General features: G+C 50.5%; 23 protein-coding genes. 16 read left to right on the forward strand and 7 right to left on the reverse strand.

Annotated features, from left to right (window positions below):
• Nucleotides 1-23 precede the first annotated feature (23 nt).
• From ACZ45B_RS08915 to ACZ45B_RS08925, 3 genes are all read left to right on the forward strand, one after another.
• Nucleotides 24-1,160: a hypothetical protein gene (locus ACZ45B_RS08915; RefSeq protein ID WP_024546537.1), complete on the forward strand. Its 1,137-nt coding sequence runs from the start codon at nt 24-26 to the stop codon at nt 1,158-1,160.
• Between the two features lie 22 nt (nt 1,161-1,182).
• Complete coding sequence (locus ACZ45B_RS08920) at nt 1,183-2,100, forward strand: oxidoreductase (RefSeq protein WP_024546538.1); 918 nt, start codon at nt 1,183-1,185, stop codon at nt 2,098-2,100.
• 197 nt (nt 2,101-2,297) lie between these two features.
• On the forward strand, nt 2,298-3,044 hold the full coding sequence (locus ACZ45B_RS08925) for a hypothetical protein (protein ID WP_024546539.1): 747 nt from the start codon (nt 2,298-2,300) through the stop codon (nt 3,042-3,044).
• Here the strand turns inward: ACZ45B_RS08925 and ACZ45B_RS08930 are convergent.
• From ACZ45B_RS08930 to ACZ45B_RS08940, 3 genes are all read right to left on the reverse strand, one after another.
• Nucleotides 3,041-3,754: a hypothetical protein gene (locus ACZ45B_RS08930; RefSeq protein ID WP_024546540.1), complete on the reverse strand. Its 714-nt coding sequence runs from the start codon at nt 3,752-3,754 to the stop codon at nt 3,041-3,043. The genes ACZ45B_RS08925 and ACZ45B_RS08930 overlap by 4 nt on opposite strands.
• Nucleotides 3,685-4,002, reverse strand: a complete 318-nt coding sequence (locus ACZ45B_RS08935; protein WP_071990958.1) for a zinc-ribbon domain-containing protein — start codon at nt 4,000-4,002, stop codon at nt 3,685-3,687. Before ACZ45B_RS08935 ends, ACZ45B_RS08930 begins: the two co-directional genes overlap by 70 nt.
• Nucleotides 4,003-4,190: 188 nt before the next feature.
• Nucleotides 4,191-5,084: a hypothetical protein gene (locus ACZ45B_RS08940; protein ID WP_024546541.1), complete on the reverse strand. Its 894-nt coding sequence runs from the start codon at nt 5,082-5,084 to the stop codon at nt 4,191-4,193.
• Between the two features lie 607 nt (nt 5,085-5,691).
• Between ACZ45B_RS08940 and ACZ45B_RS08945 the strand changes: the two genes are divergently transcribed.
• The 6 genes from ACZ45B_RS08945 to ACZ45B_RS08970 are packed head-to-tail and all read left to right on the forward strand — an operon-like array spanning nt 5,692 to nt 12,999.
• Nucleotides 5,692-6,717, forward strand: coding sequence for an extracellular solute-binding protein (locus ACZ45B_RS08945; RefSeq protein ID WP_024546542.1), 1,026 nt, complete (start codon nt 5,692-5,694; stop codon nt 6,715-6,717).
• Nucleotides 6,717-8,309: an ABC transporter permease gene (locus ACZ45B_RS08950; protein WP_024546543.1), complete on the forward strand. Its 1,593-nt coding sequence runs from the start codon at nt 6,717-6,719 to the stop codon at nt 8,307-8,309. Before ACZ45B_RS08945 ends, ACZ45B_RS08950 begins: the two co-directional genes overlap by 1 nt.
• On the forward strand, nt 8,306-8,962 hold the full coding sequence (locus ACZ45B_RS08955; protein ID WP_024546544.1) for an ABC transporter ATP-binding protein: 657 nt from the start codon (nt 8,306-8,308) through the stop codon (nt 8,960-8,962). The genes ACZ45B_RS08950 and ACZ45B_RS08955 overlap by 4 nt, the downstream gene beginning before the upstream one ends.
• Nucleotides 8,949-10,004 carry a ligand-binding sensor domain-containing protein gene (locus tag ACZ45B_RS08960; protein ID WP_024546545.1) on the forward strand — a complete coding sequence of 352 codons (1,056 nt, stop codon included), beginning with the start codon at nt 8,949-8,951 and terminating at the stop codon, nt 10,002-10,004. The genes ACZ45B_RS08955 and ACZ45B_RS08960 overlap by 14 nt, the downstream gene beginning before the upstream one ends.
• Nucleotides 10,005-10,006: 2 nt before the next feature.
• Complete coding sequence (locus tag ACZ45B_RS08965) at nt 10,007-12,217, forward strand: APC family permease (RefSeq protein WP_024546546.1); 2,211 nt, start codon at nt 10,007-10,009, stop codon at nt 12,215-12,217.
• Nucleotides 12,211-12,999 (forward strand): zinc ribbon domain-containing protein, encoded by a 789-nt coding sequence (locus ACZ45B_RS08970; protein WP_024546547.1) that lies wholly within the window; start codon nt 12,211-12,213, stop codon nt 12,997-12,999. Before ACZ45B_RS08965 ends, ACZ45B_RS08970 begins: the two co-directional genes overlap by 7 nt.
• Before the next feature lie 99 nt (nt 13,000-13,098).
• Here ACZ45B_RS08970 and ACZ45B_RS08975 read toward each other — a convergent pair whose 3' ends face one another.
• The 4 genes from ACZ45B_RS08975 to ACZ45B_RS08990 all read right to left on the reverse strand — a co-directional run bounded on the left by ACZ45B_RS08975 (nt 13,099) and on the right by ACZ45B_RS08990 (nt 16,528).
• The gene (locus ACZ45B_RS08975) at nt 13,099-13,311 is read right to left on the reverse strand and encodes a hypothetical protein (protein WP_038027959.1); all 213 of its coding nucleotides are present in this window, start codon (nt 13,309-13,311) and stop codon (nt 13,099-13,101) included.
• Nucleotides 13,312-13,339: 28 nt separating this feature from the next.
• Nucleotides 13,340-13,537, reverse strand: a complete 198-nt coding sequence (gene pgr5, locus ACZ45B_RS08980) for a cyclic electron transport protein PGR5 (protein WP_024546549.1) — start codon at nt 13,535-13,537, stop codon at nt 13,340-13,342.
• 45 nt (nt 13,538-13,582) lie between these two features.
• On the reverse strand, nt 13,583-13,792 hold the full coding sequence (locus ACZ45B_RS08985) for a chlorophyll a/b-binding protein (protein WP_024546550.1): 210 nt from the start codon (nt 13,790-13,792) through the stop codon (nt 13,583-13,585).
• 213 nt (nt 13,793-14,005) lie between these two features.
• Entirely contained in the window at nt 14,006-16,528 is a 2,523-nt protein-coding gene (locus tag ACZ45B_RS08990; RefSeq protein ID WP_024546551.1) for a sigma 54-interacting transcriptional regulator, read from the reverse strand.
• 111 nt (nt 16,529-16,639) lie between these two features.
• Between ACZ45B_RS08990 and ACZ45B_RS08995 the strand changes: the two genes are divergently transcribed.
• From ACZ45B_RS08995 to ACZ45B_RS09025, 7 genes are all read left to right on the forward strand, one after another.
• Nucleotides 16,640-17,602, forward strand: coding sequence for an aldo/keto reductase (locus ACZ45B_RS08995; protein WP_024546552.1), 963 nt, complete (start codon nt 16,640-16,642; stop codon nt 17,600-17,602).
• Between the two features lie 138 nt (nt 17,603-17,740).
• Nucleotides 17,741-18,163: a hypothetical protein gene (locus tag ACZ45B_RS09000; RefSeq protein ID WP_038027960.1), complete on the forward strand. Its 423-nt coding sequence runs from the start codon at nt 17,741-17,743 to the stop codon at nt 18,161-18,163.
• A gap of 146 nt (nt 18,164-18,309) precedes the next feature.
• The gene (locus tag ACZ45B_RS09005) at nt 18,310-19,503 is read left to right on the forward strand and encodes a CapA family protein (protein ID WP_029681933.1); all 1,194 of its coding nucleotides are present in this window, start codon (nt 18,310-18,312) and stop codon (nt 19,501-19,503) included.
• Between the two features lie 96 nt (nt 19,504-19,599).
• On the forward strand, nt 19,600-20,079 hold the full coding sequence (locus ACZ45B_RS09010) for a hypothetical protein (RefSeq protein ID WP_024546555.1): 480 nt from the start codon (nt 19,600-19,602) through the stop codon (nt 20,077-20,079).
• A gap of 74 nt (nt 20,080-20,153) precedes the next feature.
• Nucleotides 20,154-20,582 (forward strand): hypothetical protein, encoded by a 429-nt coding sequence (locus ACZ45B_RS09015; RefSeq protein ID WP_024546556.1) that lies wholly within the window; start codon nt 20,154-20,156, stop codon nt 20,580-20,582.
• A gap of 31 nt (nt 20,583-20,613) precedes the next feature.
• Nucleotides 20,614-21,027, forward strand: coding sequence for a hypothetical protein (locus ACZ45B_RS09020; RefSeq protein WP_148293442.1), 414 nt, complete (start codon nt 20,614-20,616; stop codon nt 21,025-21,027).
• A gap of 107 nt (nt 21,028-21,134) precedes the next feature.
• Nucleotides 21,135-22,553 (forward strand): hypothetical protein, encoded by a 1,419-nt coding sequence (locus ACZ45B_RS09025; RefSeq protein ID WP_024546558.1) that lies wholly within the window; start codon nt 21,135-21,137, stop codon nt 22,551-22,553.
• The last annotated feature ends 8 nt before the right edge of the window (nt 22,554-22,561 follow it).

Here is a 22,561-nt window from a genome sequence, read left to right on the forward strand (position 1 = left end):
GATTAACATTTCGTTCTAAAAATATGAAATTTTGCCAGCAACTCATTGGGAGTGTGGGATGTATTTTTCTTCTTGGGGGGAGTCGGGCCGAGGCTTTTATGACTCATCTCATCCCCGGTCATGAATACCTCACCCTCTTCGCTTTAGAGCAGCTTCAGAATAATGATGATCCATTGATTCGCCATTTCTATGGCACACCATTGGGCAATATTGATTATCTGGCGCATCCTTTGTTCGAGGGGAATACCTTAGTCGATTTCCCGGGGCTAAATCGGGCCTTTGGGGAACAACTACTGCAAATTTTGCTCGGGGAAGCGTGGGATCAACTTCCTAGGGTAGAACAGGAGGCAATATTTCTTGGGATGGTACGTCATGACGATAACTATACCCAAGTAATGAATTTCACCCGTAATTATCTGGGAATAGGCAAAGAGGAAGCTGTGAGTGCTCACACTTCTTGCACCCTATCTCAAAATTTTATTAAAGAGGCGGTTCTAGAAGCAGTTAGGGCTATGGCCGCAGAGTCCAGCCCATTGCCTGAATCGATGATTTCTGAGCGTCGTCAACGTAAACAGACAGGACTGAAATTTGTCGGGGCAGCCCTCCATACTTTGCAGGATTCTTTTTCTAAAGCTCACACCAAGCGGCATTCAGAAACGTGGTTAATTGAAGATGTCTGTAGTTATCGCTTGGCTTATTTGGGTCGTAACCTCGAAACCGGTTTGACGGTGGGCTGTGTCCATACCCATTTTCCATTTGAGAAAGATTTTGGCGGCGGTTCTCTAGTGGTGGATGATCAAATCTGGAACCGGGGTCAGGCGGACTGTGAAATCCACGAAAATGGCCGCTTAGTCAAAAGTTTTGCCTGCTTAAAGGATGAAACCCAAATGGCTGTCGTTGTCACCCGGGATTTTCTCGTGTTTTTAGTGCCGATTTTGAATGAGGCGCTCTGGCAACGACCAATCGATTATGACAATCTTGAAACTGCATTGACTAACTTTTTACGGACTTATCACCCAGACCCTGCGCTAATGGCAGCTGGTCAAGGAATTATGGGTTGCGATCGCCTGGCAGATTTTTCGCCCCACACCCACTTCGATCCCCGCCCTCCAGAAGTTCAACCCGTTACAATCGACGTTGAACCGGTTCCTTTCCCGTAGAACTTCATGGAGATATTTTTGGATGACCTTTGACCTCAGCACCATGCCGTCCCAAAGTGGCAAAAAGGCGATCGTGACTGGTGCCAACACCGGTTTGGGTTTCGAAACAGCTCTCGGTTTAGCAAAAACGGGTTGCACCGTGATTTTGGCCTGCCGTGACGACGCCAAAGCCAACACTGCCAAAACGCAAATCTTGGCGCAAGTGCCCACTGCAACCTTGGAAACAATGCCCTTGGATTTGAGTCAGTTGGCTTCAGTGAGAGCTTTTGCGGCCAGCTACCGCCAGCACCATCAAACCCTAGATCTACTCATTAACAATGCCGGGATCATGTTTCCGCCCTATAGCCAAACGGTGGATGGCTTCGAGAGTCAATTGGGTGTGAATTATCTTGGACATTTTTTACTAACAGGTCTTTTGCTAGATCTCATGCCCGATCGCCCAGAATCACGGGTAGTTTCCCTCAGCAGCAACGCCCACAAATTCGGCCAAATCAATTTTCAAGATTTGCAATCGGAACAAAGTTACTCAGCGACGGCAGCCTATGGTCAGAGTAAGCTAGCCTGTTTGATTTTTGCCCTGGAGCTACAGCGACGCCTCACCGCCCAAGGAAAACAGATTCTGTCAGTAGCGGCACACCCAGGTCTTGCACCAACGGAGCTAGGACGCTATATGCCAGCATTCTTAACGAACATACTGCGTTTTACTCTCTTACCCTTGATGGCCCATTCTGTGCCCCAGGGAGCTTTGCCCACCTTGATGGCCGCCTTAGAACCCACAGCCCAAGGGGGAGATTATTACGGACCCCAGGGATTTGGGGAAACATCTGGTCCGCCGGGGAAAGCGTCTATGACTAGCCAAGCGCAAGATGAGGCGATCGCCCAAGACCTGTGGGACATCTCCGAGAAACTAACCGGGTACTCTTTTTCATTCCAGTCATAAATTGTGATGCTTTTGAAAAGAAGTAAGGCGAAATTTATCAATATCTATACGGTCAGAAATCGGCCCCAATTGGCATCACTAAAATGAAGTCAGGATCAGGGATATTGACCCATGATCGAGATTGATCAATGGGGACAAACCTCTTGCATGAGAATCATCATCTCCTGAATTGGTGCATAACAATGAACTCACAACCAATGCCTAATCCTTTGTATCGGGTAGTGCAAGGTTCTGGGATGGTCTTACTTGGGGCGATCGCCCTCATGTTTTTACCAGCACTGATTCAGCTTGACGGCATGGATGGGGGCTTTGCGATTATTTTTGGCGCCCTATTTCTCGCTATTTCTGCCCTGGTGACACTTCTTATTGTTTGGCGCAATGCCGTTTTATTAGATCGCGTTATCACCGGGACAAATCTCCTCGCCCATTGGACCTATGAGGCAATCGAATGGGCCCAGTACCTTGACACTGAACGGGAAGAGCAGATCAACGAAAAATTACCACTGGTATTTATCATCTCGGCATGGGCTTTGTTGATCGGCGGTGCTTTTTGGTTCTTTGACCCAGAGGCGGGTTTTATCGTCTTTGTGGTAATGCTAGCTCTGATTGCCCTGGTAACAGCTTTGGCTTATGGCCTGCCTTGGCTCAGGTTTAAGCGCGATCGCCTCCGGCCAGGGGAAGTGTGGATCGCCGAGAGTGCAGTGTACTTTCGGGGAAACTTCGTCCATTGGGGCGAACTGGGTCTCAGCTTAGAGCAGGTTAGTCTCCGCCCAGCGACAAGTACCGCTGCCCCTTGTCTATGTTTTGAATTGAGTTATCCTTCCCAGGCGGGGGAACAGGGCTATATGCTCCGGATCCCTGTGCCACGTCGCCATCGGGATGAGGCCTATGATTTGTTTGAGCATTTCAGCCAAAATACAATTCAAGATTCTCCCCTAGACTAGGTGAGGCAGCCAGCAATCCTTGGGATTCGTTTTACATAGAACATTGGAGAAATTTCGCCAGTTTGACGGTCAACTTCATACCAGTTGTAAGTGGACGTATGACTCGATTCTCCGGAGTTATTCACTGTTTCAAAGACATGGATGAGATAGCTCGTGGGCCTTTCTTCGACGAGAACAATGTGAGTTGTATTTTGGGGGGCGTTGACTCTGACCATTTCTTGCCAGGCAGCTACGTCCGGCAAATTGGTCACTTGTTCGATGGCGATCGCCCCGGTGATAACTTGGCTAATGGGCGTCGCCACGGGGGCTATGGGTACTTCTGCTTGGACCCGCCGAGCCACTGCCACCATTGGTTCGCTCTGGGGAGGACTAACGGTAAACGTAACCTGCTGTTTATCTTCATTTAAGGCAGCACTTACAGGGGTCGGGAGATCTTCGTAGGGGCTCCATAGATAACCGGAGAGCACGCGCCCGTTAAGGTCTGATAATTCCAGGCGATCGCCTTCGATATCGGCCACGATGTTCTCTCCCTCCCGATAAAGGACTAGAACATCTGCATTGTCCCCAGGTTCGACTTCCACAGCGGCCCAGTGACCCACAAAATCATCTAAGCCAACGACTCCCCGGTCAGCAGTTGGCGTTATCGGTTTATCGCCGGCGGCTGCGTTTGGGGTGTACTCCCCTGGGGTAGCCCTATTTGTTTTAGCCATTGACTCGAATCTCTCAAGAAAAAAATACCTAATCCGGCGATCGCCACAACCCCTAAACCCACAACCCAATTCACACCTGATTTTTGTGGTGTCGGCGGTGAGACGAAATGCTCCGTGACGGTAGAGGACGATGGTGGCGCGGCTGGATAGGCGGTGGTAGGTGTCGTCGAACTCCCGCAAACTTCACAAAAGTGAGCCCCAGGGGGAAGCGCGGCACCACACTGCATACAAAAATGAGGAGTATTCATAGCAATAAAACCAAACGCAACGGGAAACTCAAAACCATCTACTCAATCAAATCAGACCTGAAATAAAGCATGTATCCAAGGGTGACCCAAAGAATGAAATCAATGCAGTCAGTCCAGGAGAACCCAGTGCCCTAGGTGCAACATTTAATTTTTTCGCCACTAAGTCATGGAAAAAATCAGTAGGTTCCCTAGCCGACAGATTTGCGGAGTGTAAGCGTATAATTTCCCGTTTCTCCCGCTTCATAACTATTGACAATGACCGTGTACTGACCCGTAGCCGGTAGCTGCATCGTGATAGTTTCCGGATCACCTTTCCAGTATTCATCGACAAAATTGATCCACTCCCCTTGGGGATTAACTAAAATCAACAGCCCATCAAAGTCTTGGGTTTCTAAGGTGATTTCCACCGTCTCCCCAGCTTGGCCTGTAAAGGAATGGCTGTTATAAAAAGTGCCATCATTAAAAACCTGACTACTTGGGGTTAGGGTTCCTTGCCAGCTATTAGACGCAGTCGGCGAATTGTGTTGACCAGCGCCAGTGTACTGATGGGCAGGAATAATGCAGTAAGCATAGCTATTGCGGAAAGTGTCCGTATTTTGAAGCTGTACCCAACTAGCCGTTCCTTCAACATAGTAGGGAAGTGGGCCTTCAATCATCCGGACCTGGCGGGTTTGAGGCCCAAATTCCAGTAGATAGCCTTTTCCACCCCGTAGCTCAAAAGGACCAGCGGCCTCCCAGGTGCCATTATTTTGGGTCCAAGTGGGGCGTGCTTGGGGGGTAATCGTTGAAAAAATAACATACACTGGGCCAGGATTTAGCGACCCACCATCAAGGATGCTTTGGTATGGTGTCGACTCTAGGGGGCCATAGAAAGATAGACCATAGGCACCGCAAGACTGGGCAGGAACTTGAGCTAACTCCAAGCTAGAAGGAATCGATAGTTCACTGGTTATCCCATCTAAGAATAAGTTTTGGTTTAGCTCAAAAGCTCTGGCCGGGACAATGGCAGCCCCCTGACTCAAAATCAAGGCACTGAGAAACGCTGTTGGCCAATGAAAATAAGCGGAATATTGAGTTTTCATTTGTCTTCTCCCACATCGAAAACTTGGAGTAGAAAGACGTTCCACAAAATTTTTAGAGATAGAAGCCCCATCGGATAAGCTCATTGGTCATTACGCCAGCCAACAGACTACCAATCATTTTTAATTAGCCCATGACCGATATTGAATTTCCAGTTGAATGTCACAGAGTTTTTCTCAAAATAGCTGTTAGCTTGACCAGAAAATAACCTGTTCTGCATTTAGCAACTCGATGGTTTTTTTATTGAAAAATAATCGATCTACATCTTCATTTTATCAATAAATCGAGGAGTTATCTAATAGCAACTGATCGTGTCGTCGGCCGCTTTCTCATCTCTTTACTAAAGTTTATATTTTTTAAGTTGATTTTAGATTTTTTTGTCCCAAATCAAGTTTTACATACAGAAAAAAACTTATTGAAAACAAACTGTTTTAACTGTAGATCATTGAAGTCCTGATACTCTCGGTTGAATTTATTTTTTTGTGTTTAAAATTTATACTTATTTTGAGATTTATTGCCTACTTGAATCATTTTTTTAGACAGATGATATTTTCAAAGAAATGGCTGTAATTCTGTAATCACAATTTTCAGAGCAGAATAGAGGATTACATGAAAAAATACTTGAAGTTTTTTGCCATATTGTTAATATCTGCCGTGCTGGCGATCGCCTGCCAGATGGACCAAAGTTCCCAGAAAGTGGTTGTCTATGTTTCCGTAGACCGAGTGTATGCAGAGCCTATTCTTGCGGCATTTGCGGCGGAAACCGGTATTGAGGTCTTGCCGGTTTATGACGTGGAAGCGACGAAAACGACGGGGCTCGCCCAGCGGCTTCTACGGGAAAAAGAACGGCCCCAAGCGGATGTATTTTGGAGCGGGGAGTTTGCCCAAACGCTCCTCCTGCAAGACCAAGGCGTCCTAGCTGCCTATCAATCGCCCATCGCTGAAAATTTACCGCCCCAATATCGTGATCCAGAGGGCTATTGGACAGGGATCGGGGGCCGAGCCCGGGTGCTGTTGGTCAATACGGATCGGTTGGCGATCGCCCGTGCGCCCCGATCTTTAGCTGACCTAGCGAGCGAGCAGTGGCCTGGATCTGAAGTGGCGATCGCCTATCCATTTTTCGGGACTACCGCCACCCATGCCGCTGCCCTGTATACCGCTTGGGAACCCGAAACAGCACGAGATTTTTTTGTGGCCCTGAAACAGAAAAATGTCCAGGTGGTGGATGGGAATTCGGTCGTGCGGGATTGGGTCGTTGAGGGTCGCGTGAGTATTGGTCTCACAGATACTGATGATGCTTGCAGTGCCGTGGAAAAAGGGGATCCTGTGGCTTTGGTTTTTCCGGATCAAGGGCCTGGGGAAATAGGCACCTTTGTTTTGACAGGCACCGTGGCCTTGGTTGCTGGGGGACCCAATCCGGAGACAGGGAAAGAGCTTGTGGATTTCCTTGTGAGCCCAGAAACAGAACAACGCTTAATGACAGGAGGGGGAAGCCAATTGTCTTTGTATCCAGGTGCAACGCCATCGAGCTGTTTGGCGGGTCAGACGATCCAGGGGATGACGGTGAACTTAGAAGCGATTTACGACCAGCTAGAGCCTTCTAAAAATGATCTGAGTGAGATTTTTATCCGTTAATGAAAGGCGATCACCACGGGTTAAATATTTTGACAGCCTTGGGGTTTGGGCTGTTTATGGTGGTAGTTTTTGGGCCGCTGTTGAGTCTAGTGGTCAGTGTCTGGAGTGATATTGCCCAGGGCCAAAGCAGTTGGCTCGGGTTACTGTGGCCCACCGGTCGGCGTTTGCTGTTGTTAAAAAATAGTCTGCAATTGGCGATCGCCGTGGCCCTCATCAGCACTTTAGTTGGTGGGGCGATCGCCTGCCGTTTATGGCAAACCGCTTGGGCACAACGGTGGCGTTGGGGCCTAGTGCCACTGCTATTTTTTCCGAGCTATATTCATGTTTTTGGGTGGTCTGCCCTAAGGTCACAGCTCAATGCCCTGCTCCAGGAGATTGGTCTAGGGATCAGTCCTCTCCAAGGTTGGTGGGGTTGTGGCTGGGTAGAAGTGATGGCTTTTTTACCTTTGGCGGTGGGATTGGGCTGGCTGGGACTCACTTCGGTCAGCTTAGAGGCCATCGAAGCAGCACGGTTGGTTTTGCCAGATATTCAGGTGTTACAAAAAATTGTTGTGCCCCTGGCCTTACCGAGTTTTGTCACCAGCTTTGGCTTGATTTTTCTTCTGAGCTTAATGGACTACAGTCTTCCTTCGCTTTTTGGGGTGAGTACCTACGCATTAGAAATTTTTGCTGAATACGGTGCCAGCAATGAACCCGGTCGGGCATTTCTATTGGCTGTGCCCCTCCTGGCGATCGCCTCTGGTGGAATTTTCGTGCTCCAAGTGCCGCTCCAGCAGAGTATGCAAACCGCGCCCCGCCAGGATTTATGGACAATTCCTCCCCACTGGCCCCGTTGGTTCGTGATTGGGCAAAGTATCGCCCTTGGTCTTTTTGCTTTACAGATTTTTGTGCCTTTGGGCCAGCTCACCTGGGTCGCAGCCCAGGAAACCAATTGGCTCACCTCCCTGAATGCTTCCACAAGGGAAATGGCGTTTACCTTTGGTTTGGGTCTGGTGGTCGCCATCGCTGGTTTACCTTTTGCTTTGGCGATCGCCTATCTCTTAAAACGCCCAGGCCATTGGCAAAAGTTCACTTGGTGGGTTGTCATTGTCGCCTTAGCGTTGCCGGCCCCGTTGGTGGGGATTGGCCTCATTGATCTCTGGAATCGCCCCCTCCCATTGGAAATTTACGGCACACCAGCCATCGTCCTTTTCGCGCACCTCGCCCGATTTATTCCCTTTGCGGGCCTAATCTTATTCGCGCAACTACAGCAACTAGAAGAAGCTCTATGGGAGGAAATTCGCCTAGTTTCAGGCCCCCGTTGGCGAGTGTGGTTCCTGTTGCGCTTTCCCTTGATTGCCCCGGGACTGTTGGCGGCAGCAGGATTGGTATTTGTCCTCAGCGCTGGGGAATTGGGAGCGACCTTAATTGTGGTTCCCCCGGGCTATTCCACCCTCACCCTCCGTATTTATAACTATTTGCACTATGGAGCCTCAGGGGAGGTGGCGATCCTCTGCTTGGTTTTGGTGGCGATCGCCCTTGGGACCGGAACTTTAGTCGCTTTGGCCCTCAGGGGCTGGGGCAAGCGTTTCCAGGGAAGAGAGATACCATGATTCACATTGAAAATCTCAGCAAGTATTATCAAACTGTCTCTGTTTTCAAAAACCTAGCCCTAACTGTTCCATCGGGTCAAACGGTCGCGATTTTAGGGCCATCGGGCAGTGGTAAAACAACCCTACTTCGACTGATCGCGGGCCTCGAAAAACCAGACACTGGCCACATTTCCCTCGCTGGTCAAGTGGTAAGCTCCCCCACCTGGAGTCTTGCTCCCCACCTCCGCCGCGTGGGTTTGATCTTTCAGACGCCGGTCCTTTGGCCTCACATGAGCGTTTACCAAAACATCATCTTTGGCCTTTCGCACCTCAAGGCAGCGGCCCAAAAACAACGCACCCAGCAGCTCCTTGAACGATTGGCGATCGCCCACCTGAGCCACCGTTACCCCTACCAACTGTCTGGGGGAGAAGCGAAGCGGGTGGCCTTGGCACGGGTTCTAGCGCCCCATCCTCCGTATCTGCTCTTTGACGAACCGCTGACCAATCTTGATCCCAAGCTAAAACAAATTTTGCTGCACTACATCCGCGAACACTTGGACCTTACGGCGGCCTGCGCTTTGTATGTCACCCACGATTTCACCGAAGCGGACCATCTCACGGATCAAATCTTTGTGCTGGCGGAGGGGCAGCTACATCCCTATGAAATATCCTGAACCCAACGCCCGCAAACTTTGGCGATCGCTAGTTTTTTTAGCGATGGTCAGCACCTTTGGACTTTTTGTTTGGGAACTATTCGCTTTGTTTCAGGGTTGGCAACAAGCCCCTAAGCGGACGGGCTGGGAAATTATTCGCCCTCCCCAGGAAGTATCGGATCTGGTGATCCAAGGGGATATTCTCTGGGCTGGGGGCCAAGATGGGGTGTTTCGCATTTCACTCCAGACGCCCCACACTGTTGAGCCATTATCATGCGATCGCCCGCTGCAATTTGTTCGCGCCCTGGCGATCGATGCTGCAGGGGTGCTCTGGATTGGCGATCGCCAAGGGCTGAGTTATGTGGACGCCCAGGGATGCCACACATATGATCAGGGCGGTCCTTTTTTTCAGCAACAAGTTAATGCTCTCTACATTGATCGAGAGGATCACTTATGGGTCGGCACTTGGACAGGGGCAGCAGTACGGGAGACGAGGGAAAACTGGCGTTTTTTAACCACAGAAGACGGGCTCCCAAACCAGATGATCAGTGCGATTTCCCAAGACCCCCAAGGGGGGATGTGGTTTGGTTCAGCAGTGGCTCCCCAGGGGGGGATCAGCCACTGTATTAAGAATTACTGTCAAACTTTTTCGACGGCCAATGGGCTACCCCATAATGACATTACAAGCTTATTTATCGACGTTACAGGATCTCTTTGGGTCGGCACTGGTCTTTTTGATCGCGGCGGTGCGGCCCGTCTCGAATCTACAGCTTCTGGTTGGGCGATCGCCCAAGTTTTTACCCAAAAAGATGGCCTTGCGGGCGAAAAAGTCCGCTCCATTTACCAAGATCAAACCGGAGTGTTGTGGTTTGGCTCTAAATATAACGGTTTAGCCCGGTTCGATCCCCAGGGTCAATGGCTGATTCTCACGGAAGCCGACGGCCTCGCAGATCGGGAGGTAAAGGTGATGGTACAGGATGAATTTGGCAATCTCTGGCTCGGAACTCGCAATGGTATCACCAAATTAGAGGCTCAATATTTGCGTGATCTGGAGGCACAGTAGCCATGGCAGTTTCCCAAAATGCTTCCGCTCCAACGCCTCCCCAGACCCTAATTCAGTTATTGGGCTGGCTTCTAAAGGCTTTTTTACAAGCACTACCTCGCCAAATTGTGACCGGGGCGATCGTTTGCGGTGTGATGTGGCTGGTGCATACTTTCCTACTGGTCGGGGTCAATGAAGGGTTTAACCCGACGTCAAATCCTTGGCTCCGTTCCGTCTTAGTCTTATCTAATCAGGTCGTTCCGGGGACATTATTTTGGCTATTGGGCGGTATTTTGGCCGGCCATCTCTTTCGCGGTACCCTCGGTAAATATCTCCAATCCCTCGGACAGTTGCCCCAAGTTTGTCTCGATGTAGTGCAACAGGCCAGCCACTTTCAAACGCCTTTTCCGTGGGTTGGTCTGGCTTTGGCGATCGCCTTCACTACATTTTTTGGCAATCTTTTAGTTAGCCTTCAAATCGCCCTTTTTACCCTCGCGGCGGTGTGCGAACCCCAGCATTTCCTGCGGTTAGCAACCCAGTTGGGCTGGCGCGATGCCCATCGCTTGTTTCGGCATCATGAACCTTCTGGAGATCTTTCCCCAGTGACTGTACAAACGCTGCTCGCTGGGATCACTGCTGGGAGACTTGTTGCGGCGGTCTTATTTTGGTTTTTTGGTGGTATTCCCCAGCTCCTTTTCCTCGGGGCGATCGCCATTGCTTTAGTCCTCATTTTTAGGAACAATCAACCACCACCAACCCAGGCTTTACTGCTCCTATGTCTCAGTTTAGTGGGATTTTATGTCGCCCACGGCATCCCTGTCTTAGCTGATGATTGTGGCTGGCAAGAGGCCGGAGGAACTTTAGGTCGCTGGTTTGCCAGTGGCCCTTGTCTTGTGACAACCGCAACATTGGGGGTACCGGCAGCGGGCGGCTTTTGGACTGGCTGGATTTTAGGGAATTTACCCCCAATTCCCACGACCATCTATGGCACAGGCACGCCAGATGATCCTTTCCGCAACTATCCTGATGCCAATAACCCGCCGCAAACTCCAGGCATTTATGGCACAGGAACACCAGACGATCCATTCCGCGATTATCCTGATGCCAATAATCCCCCTTGGCAGCAAAATATTGTGGGCAGCGGCACGAGTAATGACCCGGTCCGTAATGTGACTCCATCGCCTGGGATCAATGCGCCAGCTTCACCAGGACAAATGCCAGGTGTACCCAAGCAACCAGGAACAAGGAATGCGCCTTTTTATAATCCCAATAGCTGGGTCCCCGTCAATCCAGATGTACCGTTTGATCCACGGGTAAATCAGTGGATTGGGTCGCGGGAAGTATATTCCAACGACTGGGAAGTTACTCCCGACGGAAAATTTGTCACCCTCAAAGATAATCCGTTATTTGTCATTCCGGTTTCTCAAATTACGGGGGACTCTGGGGATGATTGGGCGACAATTTTTAGTACTCCAGTCCCCACCGCAGATCATGATCAGTATGTAAATAATGTCGTTGATACGGCTTTGGTGATCGATAGCCTAGAGGCCTTAACGGGGGATTCGGATATTCGTCCGCTGACGAGAACAGGCTGGAATCAACTTTCGGATACGGATAAGCAGCAGACACTCCAGTACATTGCTAATCTTTGTGGTCATGAGTTAGGCGTCGGGCCTGTGCAGGTGGATTTTGTTTCTGGCCTAAAAGATAGCAGTGGCAACATGGTCCATGCTCACTTCGATCCGAGTACAGGGCATGTTGTTTTCAATACTGATTCACATCTGTATCAAAATCCCCAGAGTGCGATCGCCACCATTGGCCATGAAGCAAAACATGCTCAACAGTGGGACCCAAATAATCCTATGGAAAATCCGACGGCCCGCCATGCAGCAACGACCAATGAGCAAAACTATACTCACCCCAGTAAAGATCCCGTCATTTATGCGGGTCAGTACAACGAAAATGATGCGGAATCCTTTGGGAATCGTCTGGGAAATGCCCTGAGTAAGGAAGCTTACAAAAAGGAATTAGACAGTGTTAAGGATGTGTGGGATCAGCTGAAGGGTGGTGCGGAGCAAGCTCCCCCAAATCAACCGCCAAAATCCTGGGTCAATGAAAAAACGCTCATGGATTTTGTCAGTAAAGCGAATCCCCAGCAACGGCAGCAAATCTATGATCTAGTCAAATCTGGCGCTCTAAAAGTAAAAGATGATTGGGGGCGAGACGTATGGTAACGCTACAGGAACATCCGCTCTTACCTCTGGCGACGGCGATCGCCAATTTGGGCTATCAACCCATCGCATTGCTGTGGAATGCCACCCAACGCATGGCCCAGGTGCCAAGTTTGGCTCAGGATCTTTTGGCCTATGTACAAATGGGTTCACCACCACCAGATTTTTCCCAACAGCAACCAGCAATGTTGTTTAAGCCTTTGCCAGGCGATTATAGCGTTGCAACTCTAATTCGGGACTTTCAGTTTCAGGCGATTGGCGCTTTCTTGATGGCTGTGGAATTAAGTCTCCGACCTAAGCAAGGGCAAGCATTATTGAATTATTTTCTGCACCGGGGTTATTGGCGGACCAATGCCGACGGTTCACGGGATCTGCTGTTTCCTTCGCTCACAGAACGGCTCCCCCAATGTCCCCAATGTCGGAGCCGCTGGTTTGAAGATTTGCCCCGTTGCTCTAGTTGTGGGTTTGTCCGTCGCCATGTCACCGTTGAAGACGGCCCTTTGCCCTTTGACGAACTCGCGGCCCTGCTTCAAACAATTCCTCCTGACCACAAAATAGCGGAGGCGATCGCCCCCAATCTTCCCATTCCCCCGGGAAGTGTGAATCGACGTTGTCCCCAATGTCATCACCCCCTATCCCAGAACAGTCGCTTTTGTCCGAATTGTGGGGCGGTTGTCACGGCGAATGCCGCCCCCGTTGACCAGACTGCGGCCTGTCCGAAATGCGGCCACCCGTCGCGCCCTGGGGCAAAATTTTGTAGCCATTGCGGGACAAATTTAGTCTAAATTTTGCCAATAAAAAACCCTAAAACTCCATCCCACCAGAGTTTTAGGGTCGATATTTACGATTGTTTGTAGAGAAGAGATAAAGCTGATGGAAAATAATTAGAAGGCATTCCAGGCGATCGCCCCGACTGTACCCGCTCCTGAGAAACAGAGAATTCTAAGGAACCAGTTACCAAGACTTGCCCCCTGCTGGGAACGCCCTTTAAGAAAACTGTAGATGTGGGGCGCTCCTGCCAGGAAAAAGAGGATGGCAAAGATGTCCGTATCTTTGGATGTCGAAGTTTGGTTTTGGACAATGGTTGGATTGGACATGGTTTGCATACCTAACGTGCGACAGAAATTAGGCCATAAATCCGAGGCGCTGACCGTTGGATTTTGCGAGACGAATTAAGCCCTGTCGGGTCTTTGCGTCGAGGCCGATAGTATTGCAGAAATTGGTGATCGTCTTGCAGTGCAGGCCGATCGCTTTGCCACGGGTTTTATTAAAGCGAGCTGTACCCATAAATTTGCGAATCAAGATAACAAGGGAACCAAACATTGCAATAAGCCTCGTGAAACGACGAATAACCGAAGGAAAGACTGATTAGAGTTGGAACAACAGATTGATGAGGGTATCGCCACCGATGATTTCGGTTGCAATCAGGGCAACAAAACCGATCATCGCAAGGCGGCCATTTAGCTTTTCGGCGTAGGCAGTCCAGCCGGCGGTGTTTTCTGCATCTACATAAACTTCAGGCTCAACAGCGAAGGTATTGAGTTGACCGAATTCGTTGGAAGTATAACCAGTAGCCATGGAGAGAACCTCTTGCTTGCTTACATTACAAAATATAACAGATTGTAAACAAATATTGCAAGAAATTGACGGAAGAAAGTTTTTCTGGATTCAAATAACAGAGACGTCAAGTAGTCCCAACAGCAGTCTTGCCAATCCTTTCAGGGGATCGGCGTCGAAAATTTTGGGAATATTTTTATGTCAAGAGTTTTCTCAAAATTGTTACAAAAGCCGTTACAAACCGACCACAATCTGGGCGATCGCCCAACCTAGACCGAGGCTGGTGAGGTGCTGGGGCCAGAGCGATCGCCAGGGTTGTTTGCTGATTTTTTTTGTGAGGATGAGGGTACAAAGGGTCGCAAAGATAAGGGTGACGCCCTGAAGAAAAGCAATCACCGCTGGATGGGCCACCACAATCGGTAATGCAGCGCCCTGGAGACCAAAGGTGGCCATGGTCACGGGCAAAATGCGACCCGCTTCCCCCAAACCGAGGCGTAGATAATGGGCCAAACTCCCCCCAAGTACCAGTGGCAAATAGCCGTAAGTCAGTTGGAGAAAGGATTTAGACTTAGGCAATGCGCCGAAGTATTGCACAGTTGCCCCCGTGAGTAAAACAACGCCAGCGGGGATCAAGAGAGAGGCGATCGCCAAACCGCAGTGGGGCCAAAATTGGGCGAGGTCCACATTTAAGCCCAGCACTTGATTAATTTCTGGCAGACGGTGGAGAAAAATCCCCCCCAGCAGGAGCAGCAAAAGGGCGACTTCATAGGTACGGGGTTGGTGGGTCGTCCACAGTTCAATGGCTGGGGGCCGCAAATTTACCGCCACCGACCGATGGGGGCAAGCTTTCAGACAGGTCATGCACAGGACACAATCGCGGTTATCCTCCAGTTGGGCCGGATGGGAATAGAGGGGGCAACCATTCGTTTCTAAGCCTTCACCCTTTTGGGGGCCACCTTTATAACATTGGTAGGTGCTACATTCGGCAGAACAAGTGCCCTGTTGTGCCCGTAATTCTGTGATCGCCAGTTTCGCAAAGAGGCCATTCATGCCGCCGATGGGACAAAGATAACGGCACCAAAAGCGCCGTTCAAAGATCGCCGAACAGATCATTGCCCCGGCGGTAATGATGATGAGTAGCCAAGCCGAGAGGTAGGCGGTATTTTCCAGCTCCCACAGTTCTTCCCAGAGAAAAATTAGGGTAAACAGGCCAAAGAGGAACCAACCGCCCCATTTTTCCGCCTGCTGGCGGGGCCAAGGTTTGAGGTCCCGTTTGAGAAATTCGGTGGTGATTTTTTGGGTGATTTCCCCGTAGATCATAAACGGACAGACCGCACACCAAAGACGACCCACAAAGGGAAAGGCGAGGAGCACTAACGGCCACCACCAGGCCCAAAAGAAATTCAGGGCAAAGTTTTGGTCACGGGTCTGAGGGGCGAGGAAGAGGATGGCAATAATTAACGGAAAGGCGATCGCCGTAAAACCATAATTCAGGCGATCGGGCCACCAGGCGCTACGCAGGAACGAGCGGAGGGCTGGGTAAGCGTTAAGCAGATTGAAGCGAAAGCGTTTTTGTTTACCCTGGGCAGACCAAAAAATCTCTTCAGTCAGATCGGCCCCCTGATCCGATTGGACGATCGCCCGTTCCACCAAATTTTTCAGCTCGCGGATATTGTTGGGAAAATCGTAGGACTGGAGCCGTCGCAGGGCTTCGGGGGTTAGTTTAGGTTTCGGCAGACCCTTCGCCCGACAATAAAGGCTGGTGTAATAATCTACCTGGGCGGCAAGGTCGGCTTTTCGGACCCTGAGCGGCGGTACTTTGATCGTTTCAGAAAAATGACGAGCTAGGGCCGGCACTTGTTTTTCGGCGATCGCCACCAATTTCGCCGCGGTTTGCTGGGGAACAGGATCCGGATCACCAGGGCGACTGATGGGGGTATAGGTTTGGGTTTGAATCAGAGTTGCCACCTTATCAATTAATTCTGGCGGCAGTTCTTCGATTTTGTTGAGGATCAACGTTCCCTCCTCAAGCCAAGCCAGCAGACCTTTTTTACCATCGGTGCGGCCAAACAGTTCCGCACCACTTTTTTGGAGGAGGTTGCAGTCCAGTTTAATGATCGGCTGCCGTCGCCGGGGGGAGCCATAGTGAATCAGTGCTGCCAAGTTGTCTTTTTCTAAACCCGGTTCCCCAAAGATATAGACAGAACGGCCATGGGTGCCCGCCTCACGAATTTGCTGCCTGAGTCGCTGGGCATAACGACTTTTACCGACGACTCCCCGTTTTGCCTTGGCCACAAAGTAGGGCCGGAGCACTTCCTGTTGTTGTTGTTCCTGCTGGAGGGCATTGGTGACGGTGGCTAACTCCTGGGCCAAATCTTGGGAAAAAGTCTGGGCAATTTCGGGATATTGTTGCACCAGTTTTTGCCATTGGTGACGGGGCATAAACCAGACTTGCGCCTCGGTGACGGTGGCGATCGCCTCTGGAGAAACTTGGGCAAGGAGCAGTTCCCGGAGGTTAAATATCGTTCCTTGGGTAGCAGCATTCGTCTCGGGTGTATTCGTTGCCGTCTGGGTTGCAACTTTCCCGGTAATCAGGAGATAAAAACCCTGGGGAACTTGGCCCATTTCACTAATGGGAGTCCCCGGTGGCAGGGTTTGTGGTTCGAGGACGGCGGCGATCGCCCCCAAAACCGCATCCGGCAAACAGCCGAGGGTAGTGCGTTCCCGGAGCCAAATGAGTCGTTCTTGGGCAGTCATGGTGATTTTCCTCAAACCCTACTTTTTTTAGCTTAAGCCGCTTAGATTTTTAGCACCGATTTTCCACAGAAAAAGCTACATTGATGTCAGTGGCTGGCGAAAAATTAGACGATGGAAACAAGACAACTGGGTAAAAGCGCGGTGCAGATTACGCCGATTATCCTCGGCACTTGGCAGGCGGGCAAACGCAACTGGACTGATATCAACGACCAAGAGATTGTGGCCGGGATCCGGGCCGCCGTTGAGGCGGGGATGACGACCATTGACACCGCTGAAATCTATGGTGATGGGGATGCAGAACGGCGGGTGGCCGAGGCGATCGCCCCCCAGCGAGATCAGGTGACATTACTGACGAAGGTTTTTGCCAACCATCTCCACCATGACCAAGTGATCACAGCCTGTGAAAATTCCCTCAAACGCCTGCAAACGGACTATATCGATCTTTACCAAATCCATTGGCCAGCCGGTTCTTGGAATTCTGACCTGGTGCCCATTGAAGAAACCATGGCAGCCCTGAATCAACTAAAAGAGCAAGGAAAAATTCGGGCGATCGGTGTGTCTAATTTTTCCCTCGCGCAACTCCAGGAGGCGATGGAACATGGCCAAATCGACAGTATTCAACCGCCCTATTCTCTGTTTTGGCGCACCATCGAACGAGATATCCAGCCCTTTTGTGCCGCCCAGCAAATTTCAATCTTGGCTTATTCTTCCCTCGCCCAAGGTTTTCTCACGGGGAAATTTGGCCCAGAGCATCAATTTGCCGAAGGGGATCACCGCTCCCATAACCGCCTCTACGCCGATCCAGAAAATTACCAACGGGTTCAAACTGCCCTCGGGCAACTCCAGCCGATCGCCGAGGCGAAAAATTGTTCTTTAGGGCAACTGGCGATCTCCTGGCTCATTCGCCAACCCCAAACCCAAGCCATCGTTGGCGCCAGAAATCCCCAACAGGCGATCGCCAATGCCCAGGCAATCAACGTGCAATTGAACCAAACTGAACTCGGGGCGATCGACCAGATCGGGCGCATTGTCACCGACAATTTAGATGCAGATCCTTTGTTGTGGAATTGGTGACCCTGTGACATCATCCCGAGGCTCACCCCATCGGGTAGGACGCGGGACTGATCGCCCCCCGGAACCTCCATCAGTTAACTGAGGCAACAAATTTTTTTGGCTATACTGAAAACAGATCTAAGCGCCCCGGATAAACCAATGAAAGCGTTAATTTTGGCCTTGGGAATTGCCAGCGTCGCCCTACCTGCCGTAGCCCAGGGAAATTGTTCCCAAGGGAATCGTTTTTACTCAATTTGTACCGACTATTACGGCAACCAATATAGCGTCCAGACCTTTGGCCCGACGACCTTTGTCAATGGCATTAATGTCCATTACTCCCGGCGGTTTGATAATCGTCCTGGATTTCATTCGCGCGATCGCCACCATAAGTATTCTTTTGGGAATTATCAAGACCAGAAAAACACGTCTTGGCCTTATCTACGTTACATTTCGCAGCCCGTAGAGGCCCAATCCCAGCTCACTACGGCAATCCCGCTGAGTAGCTTTAGCACCTATTGGGAACGCAACCCCTGGGAACGGCCCAGCCATCACCAACCCAATATTTATCTCCGCCGCAACTAGTCTAGTCGCCCCCTAAGGGGTGCTGGGGATGGCTACGCTCGGGGGAAGTGGGCGATCGCCTCCTTCCCACAATTTTTCAGTATTTATTAAACAATCGGCTCCCAAAAATCCAGTACGATAAGGCAGTCCCACCCGTCTCTGTTGCCATGGCTTGGCCTTCTGCCTTTTCCGTCGCCCTACGCCGCTGGTTTCCCCTCAGTTTTCTGATTACGCTTACATCCCTTGGTATCTTCGGCTTTCGCCATTATCACGTCCGGCAACGAGCAGCGAGCCCTAGTCCCCTAGTAGCCATTAGCGATAATACCTCGCTTGATCTAACGCTAGATGCGGCCCAGCTAGCCCCAGAGCCCCAAACCAAGACCACTGTCATCACTATCAAAGCAGTTGGTGACATGGCCCCCGGTACTCGGTATTCTAAAACGCCCCAGATTGACAAAAAAATGCAGATGTTTGCAGGCGTTGAAGGGCAACTCAAGTGGAGCGATCTGCTCATTGGCAATCTCGAAACGACCCTGACTAACTATCCCCATCCAGCCAAAGATATCAGTCGCCCGAATGTTTTTGCTTTTCGCACGGCTCCCAGCTATACGAATCTCCTCAGAGACGCCGGTTTTCAGATCCTCAGCATCGCCAATAACCACACCTTCGACTATGGCCAACAGGGTTTTCAAGATACAAAAACGAACCTTGAGGCCGCCGGTATTGCTCCCATTGGCATCAAAAACCAAATTCACTACCACCAGCATAAAGATCTCACCATCGCCCTGATTGGTTTCAGTACCTATGACTATCACAACAACATCAATAACCTTGAAGCAGCCGTAACACTCGTCAAACAGGCCAACGAGCAAGCTGACATTACCATCATTTCTGTCCACGCGGGAGCAGAAGGGACAGGGGCGAATCGCGTTCGTCCTGGTACAGAATGGTTTTTCAGGGAAAATCGCGGCGATCTCCACAAGTTTTCCCGGGCAGTAATTGATGCCGGGGCTGATTTGATCCTTGGCCATGGCCCCCATGTCCTCCGGGCCGTGGAACTTTACCAAGGCCGCCTCATTGCTTATTCTCTGGCCAATTTTGTGGCTGACGGTGCTCTATCTGTGGCAGGAACCTTATCGGAAAGTGTGATTTTAGAAGCAACCCTCTCCAGTGAAGGAGCTTTTCTTCAGGGAAGACTTCATCCTGTTCGCATCAACTACCAAGGTTTTCCGTTCTATGACGCCAGTGGGACGGCAATTCAGCGGCTGCGATCGCTTACCCAACAGAATTTTCCAGATACTCCCCTGACCATTCAAGAGGATGGGCAAATGTTTCCCAAAATTCTATCGGGAGGGAATTGAGAACAAAATTTTTCAGGACAAGATAAACTGCATAAGCCAAAAATCGGGGTCACTATCACCTGGCAACACACATCCAATCAAACAGGTAACTGACCCATGATTCTTTCCTTCTCCTCCCGTCCCCAATCTCTCAAGCTCGCCGCTGCTGGTGCTTTCCTCGCCCTCGGTGTCCTCAGCCTCGCCCAACCTGCTAAAGCCGACAACTCCTCTGTCAGCACGATGATTTCTGAACAAACCAGTGCTGCCGTCGGTGTAGGCAACTCCACTTCTAACGCCATGGGCCAATCCAGCTTCCAGAACCAGAGCGGCTTCTTTAGTGGCGGTAACAACGGCGCTCAATCCACAATCATCGGTTCCCAAGCCGCTGTTGCTGATGGTCTTTTCAATAATGTCAACAATACTCTCGATCAATCGACTACCCAACAGCAATCCGATGCCTTCGGGTTTGGGAACAATGGCAGCGTAGCCCAGGTGGGAGCGAGCCAAACTGGCGCAGGGATTGGTTTTGGGAACAATGTTGATAACAGCAGTTTCCAAAACAGCTTCCAGAACCAAAACTCTATCTTTTCTTTCTAAATCCCTTGGGACAGTGGTCGAATTTTCAGACAAGCCATTGTCCCTGTCTCCTCCTTTTTGTTGAGGCCCAAGCCATGAAAATCGTCTTCCCCGGATCCCCATTTTGGATCATCTTTACTCCTTCTCTGCTCGTGCCGGTTACGTCCATTCAGATGCCTGCCCAGGCGGCCTGCGTGATGACTGATGTTTCTCTCCAGGTGGCGATCCACGGTTCCCCCAACCCTGCCAACCAAAGCAATCAAGTGTTTATGGGAACGGGTGTTCAACCCTGTTGGGGCAATACCACCACCCACACTAGCACCCAGCTCTATGTGGGCTCTGGGAATACAACCCAACAACGTACCAGTGGCCACTTTGTCGAGGGTAATGGTGATCATCCCCTTGCTCCCTACGGTATCCAAGGCCCAGTCGTCGGCACCCAAATCAGCGTCCCGATCGATATCTATAGTCCTGCCCATGATCCGAATTTTCTCGAATCTTTAGGACTACCCATTAACCCTTAATTGTTTTATGAAACCCCCGGAGCAACAAACCATGTCTAACACAACCCGCAATCTGGCTGTTTTCGGTTTATCACTACTAATGCCTCTGAGTTTTGCGACCGGGGCGATCGCCGACGGCTATCAACCTTGGTTAAGCGTCGAAGAAGCAAAAGAGTTTTGCAATACCCAAGAGATGGAAGACATGACCCAGGTCAATACTTTCCATAACGAAGCGACGGTGAACAATACCACTACCACCCCGGATACCACCACCGAGCAAAATATCCAAGCCCAAAACACGGGCTGGGGAATGCAGACCATCGGCTCGATGAGTGCTAAGGATTGTTCGGCGGTGATCCAAGCCGAAGCCCACCGCTACGCCACCTACCAACAGGCCGAAAATGTCCGTTATGTAAATGATTCCAACCTCCGTCAAGGCCTTTTGGGGAACATGTTGGCTTGGTGACTGGTTGTTACGAAAAAACGCAATTAACATGTATGACGGCGAGATAATGGTAGTTAAAAAGAAACCGCTATGCATGTTTGTGTTAATTGGGAGAACCTTAGGGCGTCATGAGTTATCCGCAGCAGTATTGGCATCTCTATCGCATCAGTCTCCAACGGCATCAGGGCTATCATCAGATACCGTTGCCCACGGCCCAAACTTGGTTAAACCAGGCCAAGCTAGATAGTCAGGGACTCCCCAAGCAACTGCTGCAACTTTTTCGCGATCGCCAAGGGGACTTACAAGGGCAAGCTTTAGCGGGGCTGTGTTTGCGTTGTTATGTATCCCAACCAATTCTCCAGAGTTGTCAGCGGCTGGCCAGTCTATTTAGCGCCCAACAGAATTTTACCTATCAAGAATTACTGCCCTTCGCTCTCAATGATGACGGTCAAAAATTGATTCTGCTTGACGAAGCTGCGGATAGTCATCAAGTCCAACTGAGCCCCAATAATGCCCTCCATCCCTGCCAGTTTCAGATCTTTGGGGTGGAAATTTTGCGATCCTATGGAGCCCAGCGGGACAACAAACTCAGTTTGAAAAACTGGGCTTTTTTGAAAACAAAGCAACATCCAGAGATTCGCGCCTTTCTCTCGGAATTTGGCTTTCAACATTTAACAGATTGGGCTTTGTTAAACCGCGCCCGCAAAACTCAATTTGATCAACTCGCCCCCGCTGACCAAACCCTCCTCCAAGGATTCCATGGGGTATACCGCCGCGATCGCCGTTGTCAGGCCAACCAGCGCAGCAAGTGCAAACCGCCCACCGAAGCGCAACTTTTAGAAATAGACAGCTACTGTTTAGAACAGGGTTATCCGAGCCGGGAACCGAAGCTATTACTCCGGGATTTGCAGCGCCTCGCCGAACAGTTGCGCCAATATGATTTGTGGCGATCGCGCGAAAGCCTAGAAACCTACGATGCCGAAAGTGGCGACTATGCCCCCAGGCGGGATCTGCCCCAGGAAAGCTTTGATGAAGGGGATTTAGAACAACGGGAATTGCAGCAATTTCTCCACAGGCAATTGGCGATCGCCTTTGAAGAAAGTCTCCAGCATAGCCTTACAGAAAAACAACAGCAGCTCGCCAAAAGTAAACGCTACAAACCCTTTGCCGAGCTTTATTTCACCGGACTATCTCTTTACTATGTCCAGGCCCAATCCCTCGCGGAGATCGCCCCCCAACTGGGGATGAGTAGCTGGGATCAAGCCCGTCGCATTCTCAATCCAGGCGATCTGCTCAACCAGGTGCGCCGCCAAACCACCGAAAAGCTCCTTGCCAAACTCCTTGACCTCGCCCGCCAAAAGGGAATTATCAGTGCCGAGCCGGAACCCAACTACCTAAGTTCCCTCTGCCAGCAACTAGACCAGTTTGTAGACCAAGAACTGTTTGCCGAAGCCGCCGCTGAAATCCGTAGCGGTAAGAATCGTCGCTTCGATAGTGCCTACGCCCAAAAACTTAAGCATTATCTCCCCAATATCACCCCGAACTAATCTCTAAT

The sequence above is a fragment of the Picosynechococcus sp. NKBG15041c genome, assembly GCF_055380235.1.

Excerpts from the sequence above, each read along its gene's own strand:
- ACZ45B_RS09015 (WP_024546556.1), top strand. The coding sequence starts at position 20,154 with ATGAAAATCGTCTTCCCCGGATCCCCATTTTGGATCATCTTTACTCCT.
- ACZ45B_RS08915 (WP_024546537.1), top strand. The coding sequence starts at position 24 with ATGAAATTTTGCCAGCAACTCATTGGGAGTGTGGGATGTATTTTTCTT.
- ACZ45B_RS08965 (WP_024546546.1), top strand. The coding sequence starts at position 10,007 with ATGGCAGTTTCCCAAAATGCTTCCGCTCCAACGCCTCCCCAGACCCTA.
- ACZ45B_RS08940 (WP_024546541.1), bottom strand. The coding sequence starts at position 5,084 with ATGAAAACTCAATATTCCGCTTATTTTCATTGGCCAACAGCGTTTCTC.
- ACZ45B_RS08935 (WP_071990958.1), bottom strand. The coding sequence starts at position 4,002 with ATGAATACTCCTCATTTTTGTATGCAGTGTGGTGCCGCGCTTCCCCCT.
- ACZ45B_RS08975 (WP_038027959.1), bottom strand. The coding sequence starts at position 13,311 with ATGTCCAATCCAACCATTGTCCAAAACCAAACTTCGACATCCAAAGAT.
- ACZ45B_RS08950 (WP_024546543.1), top strand. The coding sequence starts at position 6,717 with ATGAAAGGCGATCACCACGGGTTAAATATTTTGACAGCCTTGGGGTTT.
- ACZ45B_RS08925 (WP_024546539.1), top strand. The coding sequence starts at position 2,298 with ATGCCTAATCCTTTGTATCGGGTAGTGCAAGGTTCTGGGATGGTCTTA.
- ACZ45B_RS08955 (WP_024546544.1), top strand. The coding sequence starts at position 8,306 with ATGATTCACATTGAAAATCTCAGCAAGTATTATCAAACTGTCTCTGTT.
- ACZ45B_RS09025 (WP_024546558.1), top strand. The coding sequence starts at position 21,135 with ATGAGTTATCCGCAGCAGTATTGGCATCTCTATCGCATCAGTCTCCAA.
- ACZ45B_RS09020 (WP_148293442.1), top strand. The coding sequence starts at position 20,614 with ATGTCTAACACAACCCGCAATCTGGCTGTTTTCGGTTTATCACTACTA.
- ACZ45B_RS09005 (WP_029681933.1), top strand. The coding sequence starts at position 18,310 with ATGGCTTGGCCTTCTGCCTTTTCCGTCGCCCTACGCCGCTGGTTTCCC.
- ACZ45B_RS09000 (WP_038027960.1), top strand. The coding sequence starts at position 17,741 with ATGAAAGCGTTAATTTTGGCCTTGGGAATTGCCAGCGTCGCCCTACCT.
- ACZ45B_RS08970 (WP_024546547.1), top strand. The coding sequence starts at position 12,211 with ATGGTAACGCTACAGGAACATCCGCTCTTACCTCTGGCGACGGCGATC.
- pgr5 (WP_024546549.1), bottom strand. The coding sequence starts at position 13,537 with ATGTTTGGTTCCCTTGTTATCTTGATTCGCAAATTTATGGGTACAGCT.
- ACZ45B_RS08995 (WP_024546552.1), top strand. The coding sequence starts at position 16,640 with ATGGAAACAAGACAACTGGGTAAAAGCGCGGTGCAGATTACGCCGATT.
- ACZ45B_RS08920 (WP_024546538.1), top strand. The coding sequence starts at position 1,183 with ATGACCTTTGACCTCAGCACCATGCCGTCCCAAAGTGGCAAAAAGGCG.
- ACZ45B_RS08930 (WP_024546540.1), bottom strand. The coding sequence starts at position 3,754 with ATGGCTAAAACAAATAGGGCTACCCCAGGGGAGTACACCCCAAACGCA.
- ACZ45B_RS08945 (WP_024546542.1), top strand. The coding sequence starts at position 5,692 with ATGAAAAAATACTTGAAGTTTTTTGCCATATTGTTAATATCTGCCGTG.
- ACZ45B_RS09010 (WP_024546555.1), top strand. The coding sequence starts at position 19,600 with ATGATTCTTTCCTTCTCCTCCCGTCCCCAATCTCTCAAGCTCGCCGCT.
- ACZ45B_RS08985 (WP_024546550.1), bottom strand. The coding sequence starts at position 13,792 with ATGGCTACTGGTTATACTTCCAACGAATTCGGTCAACTCAATACCTTC.
- ACZ45B_RS08990 (WP_024546551.1), bottom strand. The coding sequence starts at position 16,528 with ATGACTGCCCAAGAACGACTCATTTGGCTCCGGGAACGCACTACCCTC.
- ACZ45B_RS08960 (WP_024546545.1), top strand. The coding sequence starts at position 8,949 with ATGAAATATCCTGAACCCAACGCCCGCAAACTTTGGCGATCGCTAGTT.